Origin of the sequence: Clostridium sp. DFI.1.208, from assembly GCF_024463855.1 — a bacterium.
GTDB lineage: Bacteria > Bacillota_I > Bacilli_A > Erysipelotrichales > Erysipelotrichaceae > Clostridium_AQ.
This window is the reverse complement of sequence record NZ_JANGCA010000041.1, coordinates 1-18,086: the sequence shown is the minus strand read 5'-3', so window position 1 is coordinate 18,086 and position 18,086 is coordinate 1. Positions and strand designations below refer to the sequence as shown.

At 44.0% G+C, this 18,086-nt stretch carries 17 protein-coding genes; all 17 read left to right on the top strand.

Annotation, left to right across the window (positions count from 1 at the left end; all coding sequences use genetic code 11):
• Positions 1–14: 14 nt before the first annotated feature.
• The 17 genes from NE665_RS17550 to NE665_RS17470 all read left to right on the top strand — a co-directional run bounded on the left by NE665_RS17550 (position 15) and on the right by NE665_RS17470 (position 17,682).
• Positions 15–599, top strand: coding sequence for a class I SAM-dependent methyltransferase (locus tag NE665_RS17550; protein WP_117444682.1), 585 nt, complete (start codon positions 15–17; stop codon positions 597–599).
• Positions 577–1,218 (top strand): HAD family phosphatase, encoded by a 642-nt coding sequence (locus NE665_RS17545; protein ID WP_117444683.1) that lies wholly within the window; start codon positions 577–579, stop codon positions 1,216–1,218. Before NE665_RS17550 ends, NE665_RS17545 begins: the two co-directional genes overlap by 23 nt.
• Positions 1,219–1,710: 492 nt before the next feature.
• Positions 1,711–4,269, top strand: coding sequence for an AAA family ATPase (locus NE665_RS17540; RefSeq protein ID WP_117444684.1), 2,559 nt, complete (start codon positions 1,711–1,713; stop codon positions 4,267–4,269).
• 279 nt (positions 4,270–4,548) lie between these two features.
• The gene (locus NE665_RS17535; RefSeq protein WP_256302586.1) at positions 4,549–5,553 is read left to right on the top strand and encodes a PD-(D/E)XK nuclease family transposase; all 1,005 of its coding nucleotides are present in this window, start codon (positions 4,549–4,551) and stop codon (positions 5,551–5,553) included.
• A gap of 187 nt (positions 5,554–5,740) precedes the next feature.
• Positions 5,741–6,922 carry a mannitol dehydrogenase gene (locus tag NE665_RS17530; RefSeq protein ID WP_117444954.1) on the top strand — a complete coding sequence of 394 codons (1,182 nt, stop codon included), beginning with the start codon at positions 5,741–5,743 and terminating at the stop codon, positions 6,920–6,922.
• A complete protein-coding gene (gene hxlA, locus NE665_RS17525; RefSeq protein ID WP_117444953.1) occupies positions 6,900–7,538 on the top strand; it encodes a 3-hexulose-6-phosphate synthase in 639 nt (212 codons plus the stop codon). Before NE665_RS17530 ends, hxlA begins: the two co-directional genes overlap by 23 nt.
• Positions 7,535–8,098 carry a 6-phospho-3-hexuloisomerase gene (gene hxlB, locus NE665_RS17520; protein ID WP_117444952.1) on the top strand — a complete coding sequence of 188 codons (564 nt, stop codon included), beginning with the start codon at positions 7,535–7,537 and terminating at the stop codon, positions 8,096–8,098. The genes hxlA and hxlB overlap by 4 nt, the downstream gene beginning before the upstream one ends.
• 13 nt (positions 8,099–8,111) lie before the next feature.
• Positions 8,112–8,519 (top strand): PTS sugar transporter subunit IIA, encoded by a 408-nt coding sequence (locus tag NE665_RS17515; protein WP_178759771.1) that lies wholly within the window; start codon positions 8,112–8,114, stop codon positions 8,517–8,519.
• The gene (locus NE665_RS17510; RefSeq protein WP_117444950.1) at positions 8,506–8,985 is read left to right on the top strand and encodes a PTS sugar transporter subunit IIB; all 480 of its coding nucleotides are present in this window, start codon (positions 8,506–8,508) and stop codon (positions 8,983–8,985) included. Before NE665_RS17515 ends, NE665_RS17510 begins: the two co-directional genes overlap by 14 nt.
• Positions 8,986–8,998: 13 nt before the next feature.
• On the top strand, positions 8,999–9,757 hold the full coding sequence (locus NE665_RS17505) for a PTS sugar transporter subunit IIC (protein WP_117444949.1): 759 nt from the start codon (positions 8,999–9,001) through the stop codon (positions 9,755–9,757).
• Between the two features lie 5 nt (positions 9,758–9,762).
• On the top strand, positions 9,763–10,575 hold the full coding sequence (locus NE665_RS17500; protein ID WP_117444948.1) for a PTS system mannose/fructose/sorbose family transporter subunit IID: 813 nt from the start codon (positions 9,763–9,765) through the stop codon (positions 10,573–10,575).
• 110 nt (positions 10,576–10,685) lie between these two features.
• Entirely contained in the window at positions 10,686–11,945 is a 1,260-nt protein-coding gene (locus NE665_RS17495) for a hypothetical protein (protein WP_117444947.1), read from the top strand.
• Positions 11,926–13,110 (top strand): sigma 54-interacting transcriptional regulator, encoded by a 1,185-nt coding sequence (locus NE665_RS17490; protein ID WP_117444946.1) that lies wholly within the window; start codon positions 11,926–11,928, stop codon positions 13,108–13,110. Before NE665_RS17495 ends, NE665_RS17490 begins: the two co-directional genes overlap by 20 nt.
• Positions 13,111–13,158: 48 nt before the next feature.
• Complete coding sequence (locus NE665_RS17485) at positions 13,159–14,682, top strand: PRD domain-containing protein (protein WP_117444945.1); 1,524 nt, start codon at positions 13,159–13,161, stop codon at positions 14,680–14,682.
• 13 nt (positions 14,683–14,695) lie between these two features.
• Positions 14,696–15,865 carry an iron-containing alcohol dehydrogenase gene (locus NE665_RS17480; RefSeq protein ID WP_117444944.1) on the top strand — a complete coding sequence of 390 codons (1,170 nt, stop codon included), beginning with the start codon at positions 14,696–14,698 and terminating at the stop codon, positions 15,863–15,865.
• Positions 15,866–16,048: 183 nt separating this feature from the next.
• Positions 16,049–16,831 (top strand): peroxide stress protein YaaA, encoded by a 783-nt coding sequence (gene yaaA, locus NE665_RS17475; protein ID WP_117444942.1) that lies wholly within the window; start codon positions 16,049–16,051, stop codon positions 16,829–16,831.
• Positions 16,832–16,932: 101 nt separating this feature from the next.
• Positions 16,933–17,682 carry a copper homeostasis protein CutC gene (locus tag NE665_RS17470; protein ID WP_117444941.1) on the top strand — a complete coding sequence of 250 codons (750 nt, stop codon included), beginning with the start codon at positions 16,933–16,935 and terminating at the stop codon, positions 17,680–17,682.
• The last annotated feature ends 404 nt before the right edge of the window (positions 17,683–18,086 follow it).

Here is an 18,086-nt window from a genome sequence, read left to right as displayed (position 1 = left end):
AAAAAGGAGATTACATGAAAAAAGTTGTTGAAATCGTTCATGATATCATGAACAGCCAGTTAACAGAAAATAGCATCTGTGCTGATTTTACCATGGGGCAGGGATATGATACGCTGTTTCTTGCACGGCAGAAGAACTGTTCTCATGTCTATGCGTTTGATATTCAGCCACAGGCGTATGCGCAGACCAAAGAAAAGCTGAAGGCTGAACAGCTGGAGGAAAAGGCTACCCTGATTTTGGATTCACATGAAAGCTGTGATGCCTATATCCGGGAGCCGCTGGATCTGGGTGTGTTTAATTTCGGATATCTGCCGCATGGGGATCCTGAAATCATGACAAGGCGGGAAACGTCTCTTTGTGCTGTCACAAAAGCATTGCATCTGTTGAGAAAGCATGGTATTCTGATTCTGGTATTGTATTGGGGACAGGCCTGTAACAGAGAAGAAAGTGAAGCTCTGCTGGCATGGAGTGCTGGATTGCAGAGCCGCTTTTATAGCGTATGTAGAATTACGATGCAGAACAAGCAGAATTGTCCCGATATACTGGTAATAAGCAAGGAAAAGGAGAAAGTAGAGTATGATCAAAGCCGTAATATTTGATATGGATGGGGTGCTGGTGGATAGCGAACCAAAAAATTTGGAGCAGCTGAGGGGATTTTATAAAAGCTATGGAACTGAGGTGGATGATGCTTTTATGCATTCTCTGGTCGGCAGCTCCTATACGTATACATATACAGAAAGCATGCGGGTCATGCATATGGACTGGCCAATGGAAAAGTTTAAGGAAAAGCTGGATGATTACTGTAAGCTTCATGCGTTTGGATATGATGAGGTATTGAATCCCGGCGTTAAGGAAACTTTGATCTGGCTGCGTGAGCATGGCTATAAAACGGCTGTTGCATCCAGCTCAGCCATGCATCAGATTCAGACCATGGAAAATGTCTGTGATCTGGTTGGCTGCTTTGACGAGCTGCTGAGTGGTGAGATGTTCCATGAAAGCAAGCCCAATCCCGAAATTTATCTGACAGCCGCAAAAAAGCTGAATGTGAAGCCGGAGGAATGTATCGCGGTGGAGGATAGCAAATATGGTATAGCGGCAGGAAATGCTGCGGGTATGCGCGTGCTTGCCTATGCGGACGATCGTTATGGAGTAGATCAGAGCAAGGCTTATGCAAGAATTCATAATATGCAGGAAATCAAAGCTTATCTGAACGATTAAGAAATAATTGAGGAGACAGCTTGTCAGTTTGATAAAGGGATGCTGCGTGACAGCTGCCATATTGACACGTACTTATAGGATCAGCAGGTGTGAGACCACCTGCTTTTTTACGGCTCCAGCTTCTCTTTTTTCGTAAGAAGGAGGGCGGAGTTTCAGGAGTGTGAAGCATACGGATAAATTTTGTAAACGATATTGCAGATAGGAGGATATCTTTCATAAAGCATGCAGTTTCCGTAATGAGAATATGCAACACAGGGAATGCTGTGCTTGATGATAGCTGGACTGAAAAATTCAATCACTTCTGCAGGCAATTCTGGTTTCTCTATCCTTGATTGGTTTCAATCAGAAGAATAAATGCCATAGGTGGTCTATTCCTACTTTTTCACTATACTTTTTCTCTTTTTTAGCACTCAGGTGTTGACAGTGCTAAAAACTGTGCTATAATAGCATTAGCAATCAAAGAGTGAGAGTGCTAAAAAGGAGCGTGATCGTATGAACTTTGATAAAATGAGTGAAAAGCTGCAGGAGATTATCATGCAGGCAGTGGAAATCTGCAAATCGTATCAGCATACAACCGTTGACACCATCCAGATGCTGAAGGCCATCTTTGAACATGATGTGCTGGATGGCTTATTCAAGCGCCTGAATATAGATAAGACAAGAGCCCTGACGCTGATTGATCAGGAAATGAATAGAGTGGCAACCAGCAGCAATGTCAATCCGCAGCTGTCAAATGAGGTAGCTCAGTCTTTTTCCAAGGCGGAGCAGTGGAGTGCGGGAATTCAGGAAACCTATCTGAGTGTTGCCAGTGTCTGGATTGCCCTGATGTTCAACAAATCCTATATATCCAAGCAGTTGGTTAAGGAATTTCATCTTAACGAAAATACCTGCAAGGATGAGGAGCTGAAGCGCAGAGGCGGTAAGCGGATGGATTCACCGAATGCGGAATCCAATCTGGAGGCGTTGAGTAAATACGGACGTGATCTGGTGGAGGATGTAAAGAATGGAAAAATCGATCCGATTATCGGACGGGATGATGAAATCCGCCGTGTTATACAGATTTTATCCCGGAAGACAAAAAACAATCCGGTGCTCATCGGTGAACCCGGCGTTGGAAAAACCGCTGTTGTGGAAGGAATCGCCTGGCGGATTATGAAGGGAGATGTACCGCAGTCCCTGAAGGAAAAGAAACTGATTGAGCTGGATATGGGGTCTCTGATTGCGGGCGCGAAATATCGCGGTGAGTTTGAGGAGCGTCTAAAATCCATTCTGGAGGAAGTGAAGCAGGCAGAAGGAAATATCATTCTGTTTATTGATGAAATTCACAATCTGGTTGGTGCAGGCAAAACGGAGGGCAGTATGGATGCCGGCAATATGCTGAAGCCGATGCTGGCACGTGGTGAGCTGCGCTGTATCGGGGCAACTACCTTCAATGAATATCGACAGTATATCGAAAAGGATGCGGCCCTGGAACGACGGTTCCAGCGAGTTATGGTGCAGGAGCCAAGCGTAGAGGATACCATTTCCATCCTGCGTGGGTTGAAGGACCGCTTTGAATCCTATCACGGTGTTAAGATTTTGGATGAGGCTATCCTTGCTGCAGCTACGATGTCCAACCGCTACATCACTGACCGGTTCCTGCCGGATAAGGCGATCGATCTGATTGATGAAGCATGTGCCACTCTGCGGGTGGAAATGGAGTCTATGCCGCAGGAGCTTGATGAGCTGCAAAGAAAGATCATGCAGCTGCAGATTGAGGAAACCGCACTGAAGAAAGAGGAAGATAAAAAGGCGAAGGAGCGTCTGGAGGATATTCGCACAGAGCTTGCGCAGCTGCAGGCGGAAAAGGACTCCCTGTATACAAAATGGGAGGATGAGAAAGCAGAGCTGGAGGAAAGCAAGGATGCCAAGGTTCGTCTGGAGAAGGCAAAGTTGGATCTGGAGCAGGCACAGAATGAAGCACGATACGAGGATGCTGCCAAGCTGCAATATGCAACAATACCACATCTGGAAAAGCTGATTCGTGAACAATCGGATAAGCAGAAGGAGGACGCCCTCATTCAGGAAACTGTGAATGAAGAGCTGATCGCAAAAATCGTATCCCGCTGGACTGGCGTGGAGGTCAGCCGTCTTGTGGAAAGCGAACGTCAAAAGCTCTTGCATTTAAAGGAAGCATTGCAGAAACGTGTCATCGGACAGGATAATGCATTGGAGCTTGTCAGTGATGCCATTCTGCGCAGTAAGGCACAGATACAGGATGAGCATCGTCCAATTGGAAGCTTCCTGTTTTTGGGGCCGACCGGTGTTGGTAAGACGGAGGTTGCCAAGGCATTGGCAGAGCAGCTGTTTGACAGTGAGTCTCATATCGTCCGCATTGATATGAGTGAATATATGGAAAAGCACAGTGTTTCCCGTTTGATTGGTGCACCTCCAGGATATGTCGGCTACGATGAAGGCGGACAGCTGAGCGAGGCCGTGCGCCGCAATCCATATTCTATCATTCTATTCGATGAGGTAGAAAAGGCGCATCCGGATGTATTCAATGTACTTCTGCAAATTCTGGATGATGGAAGAATTACCGATTCCAAGGGTGTGACTGTGGATTTCAAAAACACGCTGCTGATTATGACCAGCAATCTGGGAAGTCAGTTTGCCTTTGATGGTGTTGATCGTGATGCAAATTATATGAACGAAGTGAAGAAGTACTTTAAGCCGGAGTTTATTAACCGAATCGATGAAATTGTTGTTTTCAATGCATTGAATGATGATATGCTTGGTAAAATCGCACATAAATTCATGAGAGAGCTTACCCAGCGTCTTGCGCATAAGGATATTACGCTGCAGGTCAGTGATGCTGTATACAAAGCCATTGCTACACAGGGTGTGGATCCATTGTATGGTGCGCGTCCAATGAAGCGTTATATCCAGAGAAATATTGAAACTTTGATTGCTCGCAGGATGATTGAAGGCAATGCAGGTAAGGATGATAAAATCAGTGTAGATGTCAGAGATGGGGAGTATACGGTTGAGATAACCCATTTTGATAATTAAAAAAAGTTGCGCATACCCGTTACAGGGATGTGCAGCTTTTTTATGTTTCGTAGCCGGAGCTTGTTGAAAAGAAAAGCAATCTGTATAGCGGACAGTTTTTGACGTGAGCATACGGTCAGCGGATAAATAAATGAAATTTTCTTAGATTCAGGCTTGCTTTATCATCTGATTTTTTTATGTACAGATAAAGGTTTTTAATTTTTTTTTCATAAAATTTAGGAGTTTTGCCCTTTTCCTACGTATATAAGAGTGTATAAGAAAAAAAGGAGGGCTCCACCTATGGAAAAAGGGAAGGAAAGGGAGTATCCGATCCCCTTTCACAATGATGTTTTTTTCAAGTATATGCTGATTGGAGAGGATGCGGACTCTGAAATGCTGAGAAGCAGGATCATTGAAGAAATTTACGGATTGAAGGTTCAAAAGACAAGGGTGTTGAATCCGGAGCTGTTACCGGAAGTCTTTTTTGGAAAACGAGCGGTGCTGGATGTTGTGTTGGAGGATGAGACAGGTCATTTTTATGATTTGGAAATGCAGGTATCCGGATACACGAGGGAGGAACAGCTGCGTTTTCAGCAGTATGGCTACCGACTGGTCGGCAGACAGCTGAAGCAGGGGGATGATTACACAAGGCTGAAGCCGTTTTACCAGATCATTTTTCTGAATTGCAGACCAAACGATACAGGACGTATGATCCGTCATTACACGGTAAAGGATGAGGATAACCGGGAGGAGCCAAACGGTACGCTGCATCGTGCGATTGTATTTTTACCGCTGATCAGACAGCGCATCAGGGAAGTGGGAGGCGTAGAAAACCTGACAGAGTTTGAAACCTTCTGCTATGTACTTGCATATAATCCGGATGATGTTATACTAAACATGAAGAGAAGGATGGTGAAGGTTGCTGTGGAAAAATATAATGAAATGCGAGAGGATGGTCCGTTATTCAGCTGGGCGGAATCGATAGAATTTGCGCAGCGTGCAGTAGACGCCAATCTGAAGGAGCAAACGGCTGAAGCTGAAAAGCTAGGTCTTGCGAAAGGCTTTAAAGAAGGTATGGAGCAGGGACTTGAACAGGGGATTGAAAAAGGAATTGAGAAAGGAATCGAAAAAGGGCTTGAGAAGGGCAAAAGGACATTATTAAAATCATTGATTGTCCACAAGTATGGTATTGATGACGATTGGGAGAATACCTTATCCGATCTGCAGATTGATGATGCAGTCATCCAAATTCTGGAATGTGATACATATGATGCTTTAAAAGAGAGACTGAATAGGAATAAATAAAAATGAAGAATGCAGAAATTCGTTAGAATTAAAAAGTGCATTCTTTTTTTATGATAAAACTACGTCATTCTACATATTTTTCATATAAATATTGAAAAAATAGTGTCTTTCTATATCTTGCGGCACGCTGGTTGCTAACAAATAGGGTGAGCGGTAGGAACCGTAAAAGAATGAAAGGAGGAGAATTATGAGAAAAGCTGTACATTTTGGTGCTGGTAGTATTGGACGAGGTTTTATCGGGGAACGTTTGCATGCTTCCGGATATGAGGTCGTATTCGCAGATGTGAATGAAGAGCTGATCGATATGATCAACGAGGATCAAGGGTATGATCTGCAGCTGATTAACCATGATTTGCAACCGCTGCATATCGATCATGTCTGTGCTCTTTCAACGATAGACGATAAGGAACAGCTGCTTTGGGAACTTGCGCACTGTGATGTAATCACCACTTCTGTCTGGCCAAACAATCTGCCTAAAATCGCACCATTGATTTGTGAAGGCCTGCTGCTGCGCCAACGTTTAAAGAAGGACAGCGTACAGGTATTGGCATGTGAAAATGCAATTTTTGCATCAACTATGCTAAAGGAGGAGGTATTGAAGCTTGCCAAAGATGATGTGGAGCAAATACAGCAATCCGCAGTATTTGTTAATACGGCTATTGCAAGAATGGTTATTGATGGGGAAGAAAACGGGCATAAATTTGTTAAAATCGCAGATGATTATGAGCTTGTGATTGCGGAAAATGAGTTGCTTGACCGAAAAGAGCATCCAATTGAAGGCGGATTGTATACCAGCCATTTGCAAAAGTATATCGAGCGTAAGCTGTTTATTGTGAATTCAGCGCATTGTATCGGTGGTTATTTTGGCTGGCTTTACCATAAGAGGTATGTGCGTGAATGCTTTGAGGATAAGGCAATCTGTAACCGGGTTGAAAAAGCCATGCAGGAGGCTGCAGATTTGATTGCCTTAAAGCATGGATTCGCAAAGGAAGAGCTGGAGGCATTTATTGATTACACCATACGGCGTTATATCACACCGGGCGTGTATGATGATATAACGCGTGTATGCAGAAGTCCTATTCGCAAAATAGCGGCAAATGACCGCCTGGTGCTTCCAATCGTTGAATGTGCTAGAAATGGATTAGCCAATACTGCATTATGTGAAGGTCTTGCTGCGGCTTATCTTTATCGAAATCAGGGGGAGGCGCAGGCTGTTGAAATTCAGGAATATATCGAAACACATGGAATCCGGGAGGCGGTAGCTCATTATTCTGTTCTGGATGAAAATCCGGCACTGATTGATAAGGTAGTGGCTGCGTATTATCACATAAAGGAGGAAATCAAAAATGAAACTGCAGTTGGCTTATGATGGTATCCATCTTGATGATGCTGTAAGGTGCATTGAGCAGATACAGGAATATGTTGATATTATTGAAATAGGTACGCCTTTTGTATTATCTGTTGGGATGGAAGGAGTTCGCACGATGCGAAGATTGTTTCCGGAAAAGGAAATTCTGGCAGATATGAAAATTATGGATGGCGGAAAAAAAGAAGCGGAAATGGCATTTGAAAGCGGTGCTGATTATGTCACCATGCTGGGGGTTACGGATCGTGCTACGATAGCAGCATGTGTGAAGGCCGCAAAGCAGTATGAGAAAAAGACAGTAGTGGATATGATCTGTGTGCCGGACTTCAGGAAAACGGTTGCGGATGTGGAAGCATTGGGAGTCGATTACATAGCGGTGCATACAGGCAGTGATCAGCAGCTGCTCGGACGCACACCGCTCGAAGATTTAAAGGAAATCCAGCAGTATGTGAAAAACTGCCGCATTGCAGTTGCCGGAGGTATTAACAGCAGTACCGTACAGGAATATCTTAGCTATCATCCGGATATTCTCATTGTTGGAAAAAGTATTACGCAGGCTAAGAATCCCAAAGAAGAAGCCAGAAGGATCAAAGAGGCGATGGAGCGTGCTGTCATATGACACCATGTAAAAACTTATCCGCTATTCTAAATGAATTAAACACCGACGCACAAGCTGTGAGTGAAGATGAGGTACAGCAGGTTGTAAAAGAAATCATGCAGGCAAACCGTGTGTTTGTTGCTGGTGCAGGAAGATCCGGATTTGCAGCCAGAGCATTCTCCAATCGATTGCTACATCTGGGCTATCGTGTAGCATTTGTTGGTGAACCGACAACACCACCAATTAAGCAGGGGGATCTTCTCATCATCTGTTCCGGCTCCGGTGAGACTGCTTCTCTGGTGGCGGCAGGAAAAAAAGCAACAGCACAGGGAGCCCGTGTAGCGTTGCTTACAATTTTCCCGCAGAGCACCATTGGGAAGCTGGCAGTCTGTCATATTGCAATTCCCGGCATTACATCCAAAACGACAGATCGCAATATAAAGAAAAGTACAATACAGCCACGCGGTTCATCCTTTGAACAGCTGACCTGGCTGATATGCGACAGCATGGTAATGTATTTGAAGGAGTATACACATCAAAGCAATGATGATTTGTATGCCCGCCATGCCAATATGGAATAAGGGGGCATTCGTTTTGTTTGAAAAAATCGTAATTACGACACATGGCGTATTTAGTGAGGCTTTGAAAAACAGTGCCGAAATGATTATCGGTACACAAAAGGACATTGAGGTTTGCCCCTATTTGGAGGGGATGTCACTGGAGCATCTGCAGAAGGATTTGAAAGAAAAAATAGGGGATAAGAAGACGCTCGTGCTTGTTGATTTGTTTGGAGGCACTCCCTGTAATGTAGCAATGGGACTGATGAAAAGTGAAAACATCGCGCTGATTACGGGAGTGAATCTGGCTTTGCTGATTGAAGCTGTCATGAATCTGAAGCAGCTGAATGAGCAGGAGCTGCTGTGCTACCTTCAGAAAATACATATCCAGAGTCTGAAACAGTTTTACGAAAAAAAGGAGGTTCAGATATATGGCTGCAATTAAAATGGTTCGTGTCGATTATCGGCTGATACATGGGCAGGTAATAACAAAATGGGTGAAGCAGGCAAATGCATCTCAGATCATCATAATCAATGATGAATTAAGCAAAGACCCGTTTATGTCAAGTATTTACACCATGGCGGCACCACCGCAAATCAAGGTTCACGTCTATAGTAAGGAACAGGCGGTTCAGCTTTATAAAGAAAATGAATTTGGCTCCGGCAATGCGTTCCTTCTATTCAGAAATGTACAAGATGCGAAGGAATGTCTGGAAAGAGGAATTGTCTATCCGGCCTTAAATATTGGCGGTATTGCATCTGAGCCGGGGAAAAAGATGATTGTAGGACAGGTGTATCTATCCAAGCAGGAATATGGGGATTTAGCTGAAATCTATGCAAGCGGTGTGAAAATCGATGTACAGGTTCTGCCAAATGAGACAAGAATTCAGTTTTCAGATATAAAAATGTGAGGAGGAAGTATTCATGACAAGTATCGCTATTGCAATCTTCTGCGGAGTTTATTACTGGTTTGCAGCAACAAAAATCGGATATACACTAAGCAGTTCACTTCGCCAGCCTATTCTGATCGCAGGTATTTTGGGGTTCTTCTATGGAGATATACCTACGGCGATGGTAATTGGTGCCTATATTGAGTTGATTTACCTTGGAATGATCTCACCCGGTAATAATATGCCAGCCGATGAGGCTCTGGCTGCAATTATCGCGATTCCGATTGCTTTAAGTACAGGGATGTCTGCTGAGGAAGCTGTTATACTTGCAGTACCGCTTGGTGTTGCAGGCGCTTTGATTGAACAGATTCGGCGTACCGGAAATGCGAAGTTCACACATAATGCAGATAAGCACGCCAAAAACGGAAATACAAAAGGAATCTGGTTGAATGCAACCATATATCCTCTGATTTTTGCCTTCCTGCTTCGTTTTCCTCCAGTATTCATCGCAAATCTGGTAGGACCGGATGCTATTCAGAATCTGCTGAATATTCTTCCTGCATGGATCACGACCGGATTGAACGTAGCTGGAGGTATCCTGCCGGCTCTGGGATTTGCCATCGTTATTGTAACACTTGGTAAACCCAAGCTGCTTGCTTTCTTCTTCCTGGGATATTTCTCTATTATTTTCCTTGGAATCAACACGATGGCTGCAGCAATTTTTGGAACGCTGATTGCAATTATCATTGTCTTTGTAATTGGTGATCAGCAAAAAGAAAACGCGGAGGGATAGTACATATGGAGAGAAAATTAACAAAGAAGGATATTACAAAAACATGGAATCTATGGTATCTGCAGCCGGAAATTTCAAATTCCTTTGAACGTATGCAGGCGTTATCGTTTTGTGCCTGCATGACACCTTGTCTGAAAAAGCTGTATCCGGATAAAGAGGAATATGCGCAGGCTTTGCAGCGTCATCTGCAGTTTTATAACAGTGAAGGAATCTTCGGGTCGGTCATTCACGGTATCACATTGTCCCTGGAGGAACAAAAGGCCAATGGGGAAATGATCGGTGATGAAATGATTACCAGTATCAAAACAGGGCTTATGGGACCTTTGGCCGGAATCGGGGATACCCTTACCTGGGCGACGCTGAAGCCGCTGTTTTACTCTATCGGTGTTACCTTCGCAATGCAGGGCAGTCTGATTGGGGCCTTTATACCTCTTCTGTTCGCACTTGTTACGTATATCATTGGATATTATGTAATTCATTTCGGATATAAGCTGGGGAAGGAATCCGTTGCCCTTATGCTGCATAATGGAATTATCAACAAAGTGATCACCTCCACCGCAATACTGGGACTATTCATGATGGGAGCTCTGAGTGCCAGCTATATTAAGGTTGAGACAATTCTGAAATTCAAGCTGGCGAACGCAAAGGAACCGCTTGTTATCCAGAATATTCTTGACAGTATCTGTCCGGGACTGCTTCCATTGATAGCTGTTATGGGAATCTATCTGTATTTCCGTAAAAAAGGTCAGAACTACAATATGATTCTGATCATCATTCTGGCTGTTTCTCTGATTGGTGCATTTATTGGAATTTTTTAACAAAAATCAGGTCAATATCATTTGGATATTGACCTTGCCTTGCAGAATCCGACAATGTAATATCGCTTTGTAATAATGTTATGATACAATAATTGAGTAGAGGATGGGATATGAAAAGTACGCAGGAATTTACATGGAAAGAGCAATATGAGCAGAAGCAGACACAGTATCTGAGTCAGCTGCAGCAGTTTAGTCTGCATATGCTTTGCATGCCGGCTTCTGAGATCGATCTCACGATTGTAAAGGAGATTGAAGAAAATCCAATGGTTGAATTTGAAGAGTACGCAGCACTTCCTGCAGGAAACGAATACAACAGGAATCAGATTGAACAGCTTGCTCAGACAAGAACCCTGTTTGATGAGCTGAAGCAGCAGCTGGCGCTTATCCATGGCTGTAATATGGATATCGCCGATCTGATTTTAATGAATCTCGATGCTCATGGATTTCTTGCGGACGCATGTATTGATGATTTTATAAAAGCAGGCTATGCAAGGAGGATAATTCTGGACACCATTGAAAAGCTGAAGATATGTGAACCGGCTGGTCTTGGATGCAGGGATGTAAAGGATTTTATTTTATTTCAGCTACAGCGCCTTTGTAATCCCGATCCGACTGCTATACGTATCGTAGAGCATTATCTGGAGCTGTTTTATTTCAACAGACAGAGTGAAAGGCTTCTGCTGGCAGTGCAATGCAGCAGGGAGGAGCTTCTTCGTGCAGAAGCATCCATTCTTTCCTGTCAGCCATACCCAGCACAGCTGCAGGATGATTTCGCATATATTCAGCCGGATGTCATCATAACATTGCAGCCGGCCCTATGCATTGAAATACGGCAGCCCTGTTATCGATTAAAGCCTTCCTCCATAGCAATGCAGTATGAATACAAAGAATATGCAAAAGCCTATGTTTCCAGAATTCGGCAGATCAACGACGCCATTACCATGCGCAATACTACACTGTATCATATCATGGAATACATCATTCAGGAGCAGGAGGAATTCTTTTATCGTCATGGCACGTTGCGACCGTTGACCATGCAGGAGGCGGGGACCAGGCTTCATATGCATAAATCGACGATTTCCCGTGCTGTTTGTGATAAATATGTTCAGGTACAGGATAACGTGTATCCGATGCGTATCTTTTTCAATAACGATCCGCTGCATTGCGGTCATACACAGCAAAGCATTGCATTGCAAATACGGCAAATCATTGAACAGGAGCAGAGTCCCTGGAAGGACGAGGAAATCGCAAAGGCTTTGCAGCATAAGGGGATTCGCATATCAAGGCGAACAGTGAGCAAGTATCGTCAGCGGATGGGGGTTGATAATTACAAAAGCAGGAGAGGCTACCATGAAAGAAAAGATTTATGAATTTATAAAACAGCAGAGTAAGCAGGTGGATGTGGAGATGATTCAATTTGGCTTCAACGGCTTTGATGCAGCAATCATCCAGAAAGCACTTGGCTGCAGCCGTGATTGTGTGCAGACTCATACAAAAGAGCTTGTTCAGGAGCATCGCCTGCTTCGGATCGCAGGACGACCTGTACGCTATTTCGATAGGGAGCGATTGGCGGAATTGAAACAAGGGACGATTCCGGAGCTTGATTATTCAGATTTGAACAGTGCTTTGGCATATACAGAAGAAACAGCAGATGATGAGGTTGACTATTTTGCTTCGGTAATCGGTGCGGAGGATAGCTTAAAGCAGTGTCTGGAAAAAGCAAAGGCGGCTATGATTTATCCCCCCAACGGGCTGCATACCCTGCTGCATGGACCTACCGGGGTTGGAAAGACCATGCTGGCGGAAATGATGTTTGAGTTTGCGTTGGCAAATCACATACTAAAAGAAAATGCGCGCTTTGTGGTTTTAAACTGTGCAGACTATGCAGATAATCCACAGCTGCTGACCGGTATGCTCTTCGGCTATATAAAGGGTGCCTTTACAGGAGCCAATGAGGATAAGGAAGGTCTTGTCAAGGAAGCAGATGGAGGTATTTTGTTTCTCGATGAAATCCACCGCCTGTCTGTAGAAGGCCAGGAAATGCTGTTTCTACTCATGGATAAGGGAATCTATCGTAGAATCGGTGATTCCTCACGGGTGAATCAGGCAAAGGTTTTGATTATCGGCGCAACCACAGCAAATCTGACGGAGAGCCTATTGGATACATTTAAAAGAAGGATTCCGATGATTATCGATATCCCGGCACTGAGTGAGCGAACCATATATGAACGCTATGATCTCATCGTCCGCTTTTTCTCCATCGAGTACAATATGATCAAGGTGGAAATGGTTATCGAGCCCATCGTTATGAAGTCTCTTTTATCCTATTCCTGCAATGGGAATGTAGGGCAGCTCATGGCGGATATCAAAATGATCTGTGCAAGAGCATATCTGGATTATCGTACACAAAATCAGAAATTTCTGCATATTGACCGAGAGCACCTTGGCAATGATGTGATTTCCGGCTATCTCAACTGGAATAAAAATAAGCAGGAAAATGATTTGGCTGTAAACACACCGCTTGTTGTAAATTAGCATTATAACGCAACATCCTTTGATCATATACAGGCTGGTAACATCTATGTGAAAATCAACGAAAAATTTGCCTTATATTCCCGTGAATACGACGATCCTGCCCTGATTAACAAAAAGCTGAAAGCATATATGAATGAATATGTAGACAAGCTGTCAAAAAAATTTCAGGTAAGCAGCGCAGCGAATAAGCTGCTGAATATCATCAATTCCAGTGTATATCAGGTTGTGAAAAATGCGATTGAGTATGCAGAAATAAAAATTAATCGCAAGCTGTCCGAGGAGGTCTTTACAGCGATTTGCCTGCATATATCCTCACTCGTGGAAAATGCCAGTCGCAAGACCATTCTGAATAAGGATACGATCGATATCGCAAGTGAGAACACGACTGAATTCATGGTTGCAAAAAATATGAAGAAGGATATTGAATTCCAGCTGAATATCAGTTTGAATGACGATGAGACCTTTATGCTGACAATGTTTTTATGTATGGATAAAATGCGGAATGAGTCAAAAATAAGCATACTGGTTTTGTCTCATGGAGACGGTGTTGCCTATCATATGGTCAAGGTCGCAAATGAGCTTTTAAAATGCTCGAATGTGTATAGTATGGATATGGATTTGAACGAGAATACGCTCACCTTTATCGATAAGGTGGAAGAGAAGATGAAGGCGATCCCGCATTCCCGCGGAATATTACTTATGGTGGATATGGGGTCTCTGCTCTCCTTTGGTGAAATTCTATCTGAGAAAACCGGCATCGATTGCAGGGTCATCAGTATGGTGAACACGCCGCTGCTGCTGGAGGCGATACGAAGAAGCATGAATGGGGATCTGAGTCTTCAGGAACTGCATGCGGAGCTATCGGATCATGTGCCCTATCTCGCGAAAAATATCAGTGGGGCGTTAAAAACGAAGCTGTCACAGAAAACCGCAGTTGTTATCACATGTCTCAGCGGGGAAGGGACAGCGGTGAAATTGAAGAAGATCATACAGGATACACTTCATGCAGTAAAGGATTTCGGTATCACGTTATTCACCTGCAATCATGACAGTGCTGCCGGCATCAATTTTACAGATTACAGAATTCTTGCAAACGTAGGAACTGTTAATCTTCATATGGAGGATGTACCCTTTATTTCAACAAACGAGATTATCATTGAAAATGGTTTGAAAAGATTAAGTGATCTGATTTCTGTTTATTATGAACAGGATCCCGGAGGCAGCGAGGATGTTCCCAATTATATGATTGAGATGCTGCTGAAGGATCAACTGCAATTTTTAAGTGCGGATAAAATGTATAAGCTGGGCTATACGATTTATCAGGAGCTTGTTGAAGGTCTGCAGCTGCCAAAAGAGAATATCACACTGATTCCATTTCTGACACACCTGTCGATTATGGCTGAACGAGCTGTATGCAGGAATCAATTTGATAATTCCTTAAATGTGGAGCTCGATGAGATTTTTGATCTTTGTAAGCGTAAGCTCAGCCTGTTGGAGGATATCTTTCATATACAATTAACCGATACGGAGATTTCTCTTGTTGGAGATATTTTCCGGTATTATATGACATAGAAAGGGGAATTTTATGAGCAATCAATTTTTGATGCCATCCAGATTATATACCGGCATGGATGCATTGAAACAGAGCGAGGAGTTGTTTTGTGAATATGGAGCATCGGCTTTTATTGTAACAGATCCACTTATGATAAGCCTTGGCAATGTCCAGCGTATTACAGATATACTGGACAGGCTGCAGATTCACTATCGTATATTCAGCGGAGTTACGGGTGAGCCTACCACAGGCATGATACAGGAAGGCTATGATGCGTATGCGCTATGTCCAGAGAATACCTTTATCATTGCCATTGGAGGCGGTTCCGTTATCGACAGTGCGAAGGCTGTGGCTATGATGAGCGTTTTAAAAACGATAAAAAATCTATGTGCGTGCATGGGACGATCATATACTGAGAAACTTCCGCCGATAATCGCTATACCGACAACTGCAGGAACGGGCTCCGAGGTTACGCAATTCACGATTATCACGGATGAACAGACAGATATTAAAATGCTGTTGAAGGGAAGCTCTTTGATGCCTGCAGCAGCAATCGTTGATCCTTCGTTTACACTGTCTGTGCCTCCCATCGTCACTGCTGCTACAGGCGTGGATGCTCTTTGTCATGCGATTGAAGCATATCTGTCAGTACATGCACAGCCGCTTTCCAGTGTGCATGCAGTAAATGCGATACAGCGTATTTTAGGAAATCTTCAAAGGGCCCTGCAAAATCCGAATAATCTGGATGCGCGCAATGAAATGGCACTTGCGGCCTTAGAGGCCGGGATTGCCTTTAATAATGCATCTGTAACAATCGTACACGGTATGTCTCGTCCAATCGGTGCCCTGTTTCATATCCCGCATGGGGAGTCCAACGCAGTATTACTGATGAACTGTCTGCACTTCATAAATACCCATATGCATGAAAAGCTGGAAGCATTATCCGCAGCCCTGCATCTACCGAAAAATAGTGATACTGAGGATGGGGCAGAGGTATTCATAAAGACGATGGAGGTTTTTCTTGCTGCTCTGCATATCCCTTCTCTTTCTGCACGTGGAATCAGCAGGGAACGATTTCTGCAGTGTATTGAGAAGATGAGTAAAGATGCAGTAAGCAGCGGAAGTCCGCAAAATTTAGGGATTGACATCACCCGGGAGCAAATAGCAATGCTGTATCAAAAGCTATTTGCGGATGCATGTTAAGCAAAGCAGAGCATCCGCTTTAGCCTTGACAAAGGAAGAAGGTACATACTACATATATGAAGAGCTGCAGAGGAGTTTCTGCGGCTTTTTGATCAGGACAATGCCTGTTCGCTGTAGTGATCACCTTATCGGCAAAGTTGTTTTTTCCTTTGAAGTATGGTATCTTGTTCTTGGTGATGCCTCATGATGATACTGATTGCTCCGGCAAAACGAATACGTCCAACAATTGATTATATGGACCATAGGCGCATGCCGTGTTTTTTACAGGAAAGTAAGCGGCTTGTCACATATCTGAAAACAAGGAAGCAGGAGGAATTAAAAGCTATGCTGAACTGCAGTGATGCCATTGCTGAATGGACATACAACAGCTATCAGCACATGGATGTAAGCACCTCCTGTGTGCCGGCACTGCTTAGCTTTGACGGTATTCAATACAGCTATATGGCACCGGACCTTTTTTCGGATGAATACTTCGCCTATGCTGAACAGCATCTTCGCATATTATCCGGTCTGTATGGAATTCTAGAGCCCTTTGACGGCGTAGTTCCCTATCGTTTAGAGCTGGACAGTCCCTTTCATACACCCTTTTGTACAAGCCTTTATGATTTCTGGGGAAGCAAGCCCTATCAACGGCTGATTGAGGAGGATAAGCATATTCTGGACTTATCCAGTAAACAGTACGGCAAGCTTATAAAAAGGCATCTGGATCATCGTGTACACTGTGTTAGCGTATTCTTTCTGGAAGAGGAGGATGGGCAGCGTAGAGAAAAGGGTGTCTATGTGAAAATGGCAAGAGGAGAAATGGTGCGCTGGCTGGCAGAGCAGAATATTCAGCAATTTGAAGATGTAAAGCGCTTCTGCCGACTGGGCTATCGCTTTGATGCTGCAGCCTCGGATGAACATCATTATCGCTTTGTGCGAAAAGCAGGCTGGAAGCATAGGAAATTCACAACCGATGGAGATTGACGGCACGTTCAATAGGGTATGAGACTAAGGAATACCATAGCCATAATCGAAGACCTTGACATCAGATACCGTCAGGAAGGCTTTCAGAAAAGGAGATTACAATGAAAATACAAACAGAAATATGCTGTGGCAGCTATGATGATGCACTGCAGGCAGAGCAGGGTGGTGCTGTCCGTATTGAATTAAACAGTGCTTTACACATGGGAGGACTGACACCGAGTGTCAGCTCTTTAAAGCTGGTTAAGCAGCACACGCAGCTAAGCGTCATGGCAATGGTTCGTCCCCGTGGAGGAGGCTTCTGTTATGAGCGTGCAGACTTTGCACAGCTGTTGGACGAAGCTAAAGAAATGCTGAAAAATGGAGCGGATGGAATCGTATTTGGCTGTCTGCATGCGGATGGAACCATAGACGAGCAGCAGAGTGCTCAACTGATTGCACTGGCTCATGCTGCAGGAAAAACAGCGGTATTCCATCGGGCCTTTGACTGTACACCGGATCCGTTCGCTGCAATAGAAACGCTGATTGCACTCGGCGTAGACCGTATTCTGACAAGTGGACAGCAACCCAAAGCCATGCAGGCGCTCAAGCTGTTGAAGAAGCTGCAAAACACGTATGGCTCCCGCATTGAGCTATTGGCAGGAAGTGGTCTGCATGCGGATAATGTACAGCAGTTTCTGGCGGAAACCGGAATTTGGCAGGTGCATTCCTCCTGCAAGGACTGGAAAGCGGATGTGACTACGATTAGTAAATCGGTAAGCTTCTCCTATGCACCACAGCCGCATGCGTCCGAATATGAGATCGTAAGCGCGCAAAGAGTTCGTGCATTTCTTGCGGCAGTAAAGAGCGTGTAATTATAAGTGATACGCTTTATAAATGGAAGACGATTCCCATATGGTGATGAATTGCATATCCTATGTTGTTGAAGGATGCGTAAACATACATGGAAAGCTGATTGAGGATAATTGTAAATAGTAATAAAGGAATTCCTTCCTGTCTTCACATGGAAGCAGGGAAAAATAAGAATAGGGCTGCGATTATGCTTTATACAAGGGAAGGTGTTGGATTTTTATCCCTCATCTGCCCTTTTGCTAGTGTGCCGGGCATGGCATAAATTCAGTTGGAGACAAACCAACCACAGGTAGTTACCGCCAAGTGTAGTGAACCACAAGCCGTTGATAGTGATGTCATGGGTGAAGGAAGTGGTGTAACGATTCTTTTGAGCGTACGAACAGAAACTTGATGAGGCTAAATGGTG

Coding starts and splice junctions, on each gene's coding strand:
- NE665_RS17530 (WP_117444954.1), top strand. CDS start 5,741: ATGAGAAAAGCTGTACATTTTGGTGCTGGTAGTATTGGACGAGGTTTT.
- yaaA (WP_117444942.1), top strand. CDS start 16,049: ATGATGATACTGATTGCTCCGGCAAAACGAATACGTCCAACAATTGAT.
- NE665_RS17505 (WP_117444949.1), top strand. CDS start 8,999: ATGACAAGTATCGCTATTGCAATCTTCTGCGGAGTTTATTACTGGTTT.
- NE665_RS17540 (WP_117444684.1), top strand. CDS start 1,711: ATGAACTTTGATAAAATGAGTGAAAAGCTGCAGGAGATTATCATGCAG.
- NE665_RS17495 (WP_117444947.1), top strand. CDS start 10,686: ATGAAAAGTACGCAGGAATTTACATGGAAAGAGCAATATGAGCAGAAG.
- NE665_RS17545 (WP_117444683.1), top strand. CDS start 577: ATGATCAAAGCCGTAATATTTGATATGGATGGGGTGCTGGTGGATAGC.
- NE665_RS17510 (WP_117444950.1), top strand. CDS start 8,506: ATGGCTGCAATTAAAATGGTTCGTGTCGATTATCGGCTGATACATGGG.
- NE665_RS17500 (WP_117444948.1), top strand. CDS start 9,763: ATGGAGAGAAAATTAACAAAGAAGGATATTACAAAAACATGGAATCTA.
- hxlA (WP_117444953.1), top strand. CDS start 6,900: ATGAAACTGCAGTTGGCTTATGATGGTATCCATCTTGATGATGCTGTA.
- NE665_RS17535 (WP_256302586.1), top strand. CDS start 4,549: ATGGAAAAAGGGAAGGAAAGGGAGTATCCGATCCCCTTTCACAATGAT.
- NE665_RS17470 (WP_117444941.1), top strand. CDS start 16,933: ATGAAAATACAAACAGAAATATGCTGTGGCAGCTATGATGATGCACTG.
- NE665_RS17490 (WP_117444946.1), top strand. CDS start 11,926: ATGAAAGAAAAGATTTATGAATTTATAAAACAGCAGAGTAAGCAGGTG.
- hxlB (WP_117444952.1), top strand. CDS start 7,535: ATGACACCATGTAAAAACTTATCCGCTATTCTAAATGAATTAAACACC.
- NE665_RS17480 (WP_117444944.1), top strand. CDS start 14,696: ATGAGCAATCAATTTTTGATGCCATCCAGATTATATACCGGCATGGAT.
- NE665_RS17550 (WP_117444682.1), top strand. CDS start 15: ATGAAAAAAGTTGTTGAAATCGTTCATGATATCATGAACAGCCAGTTA.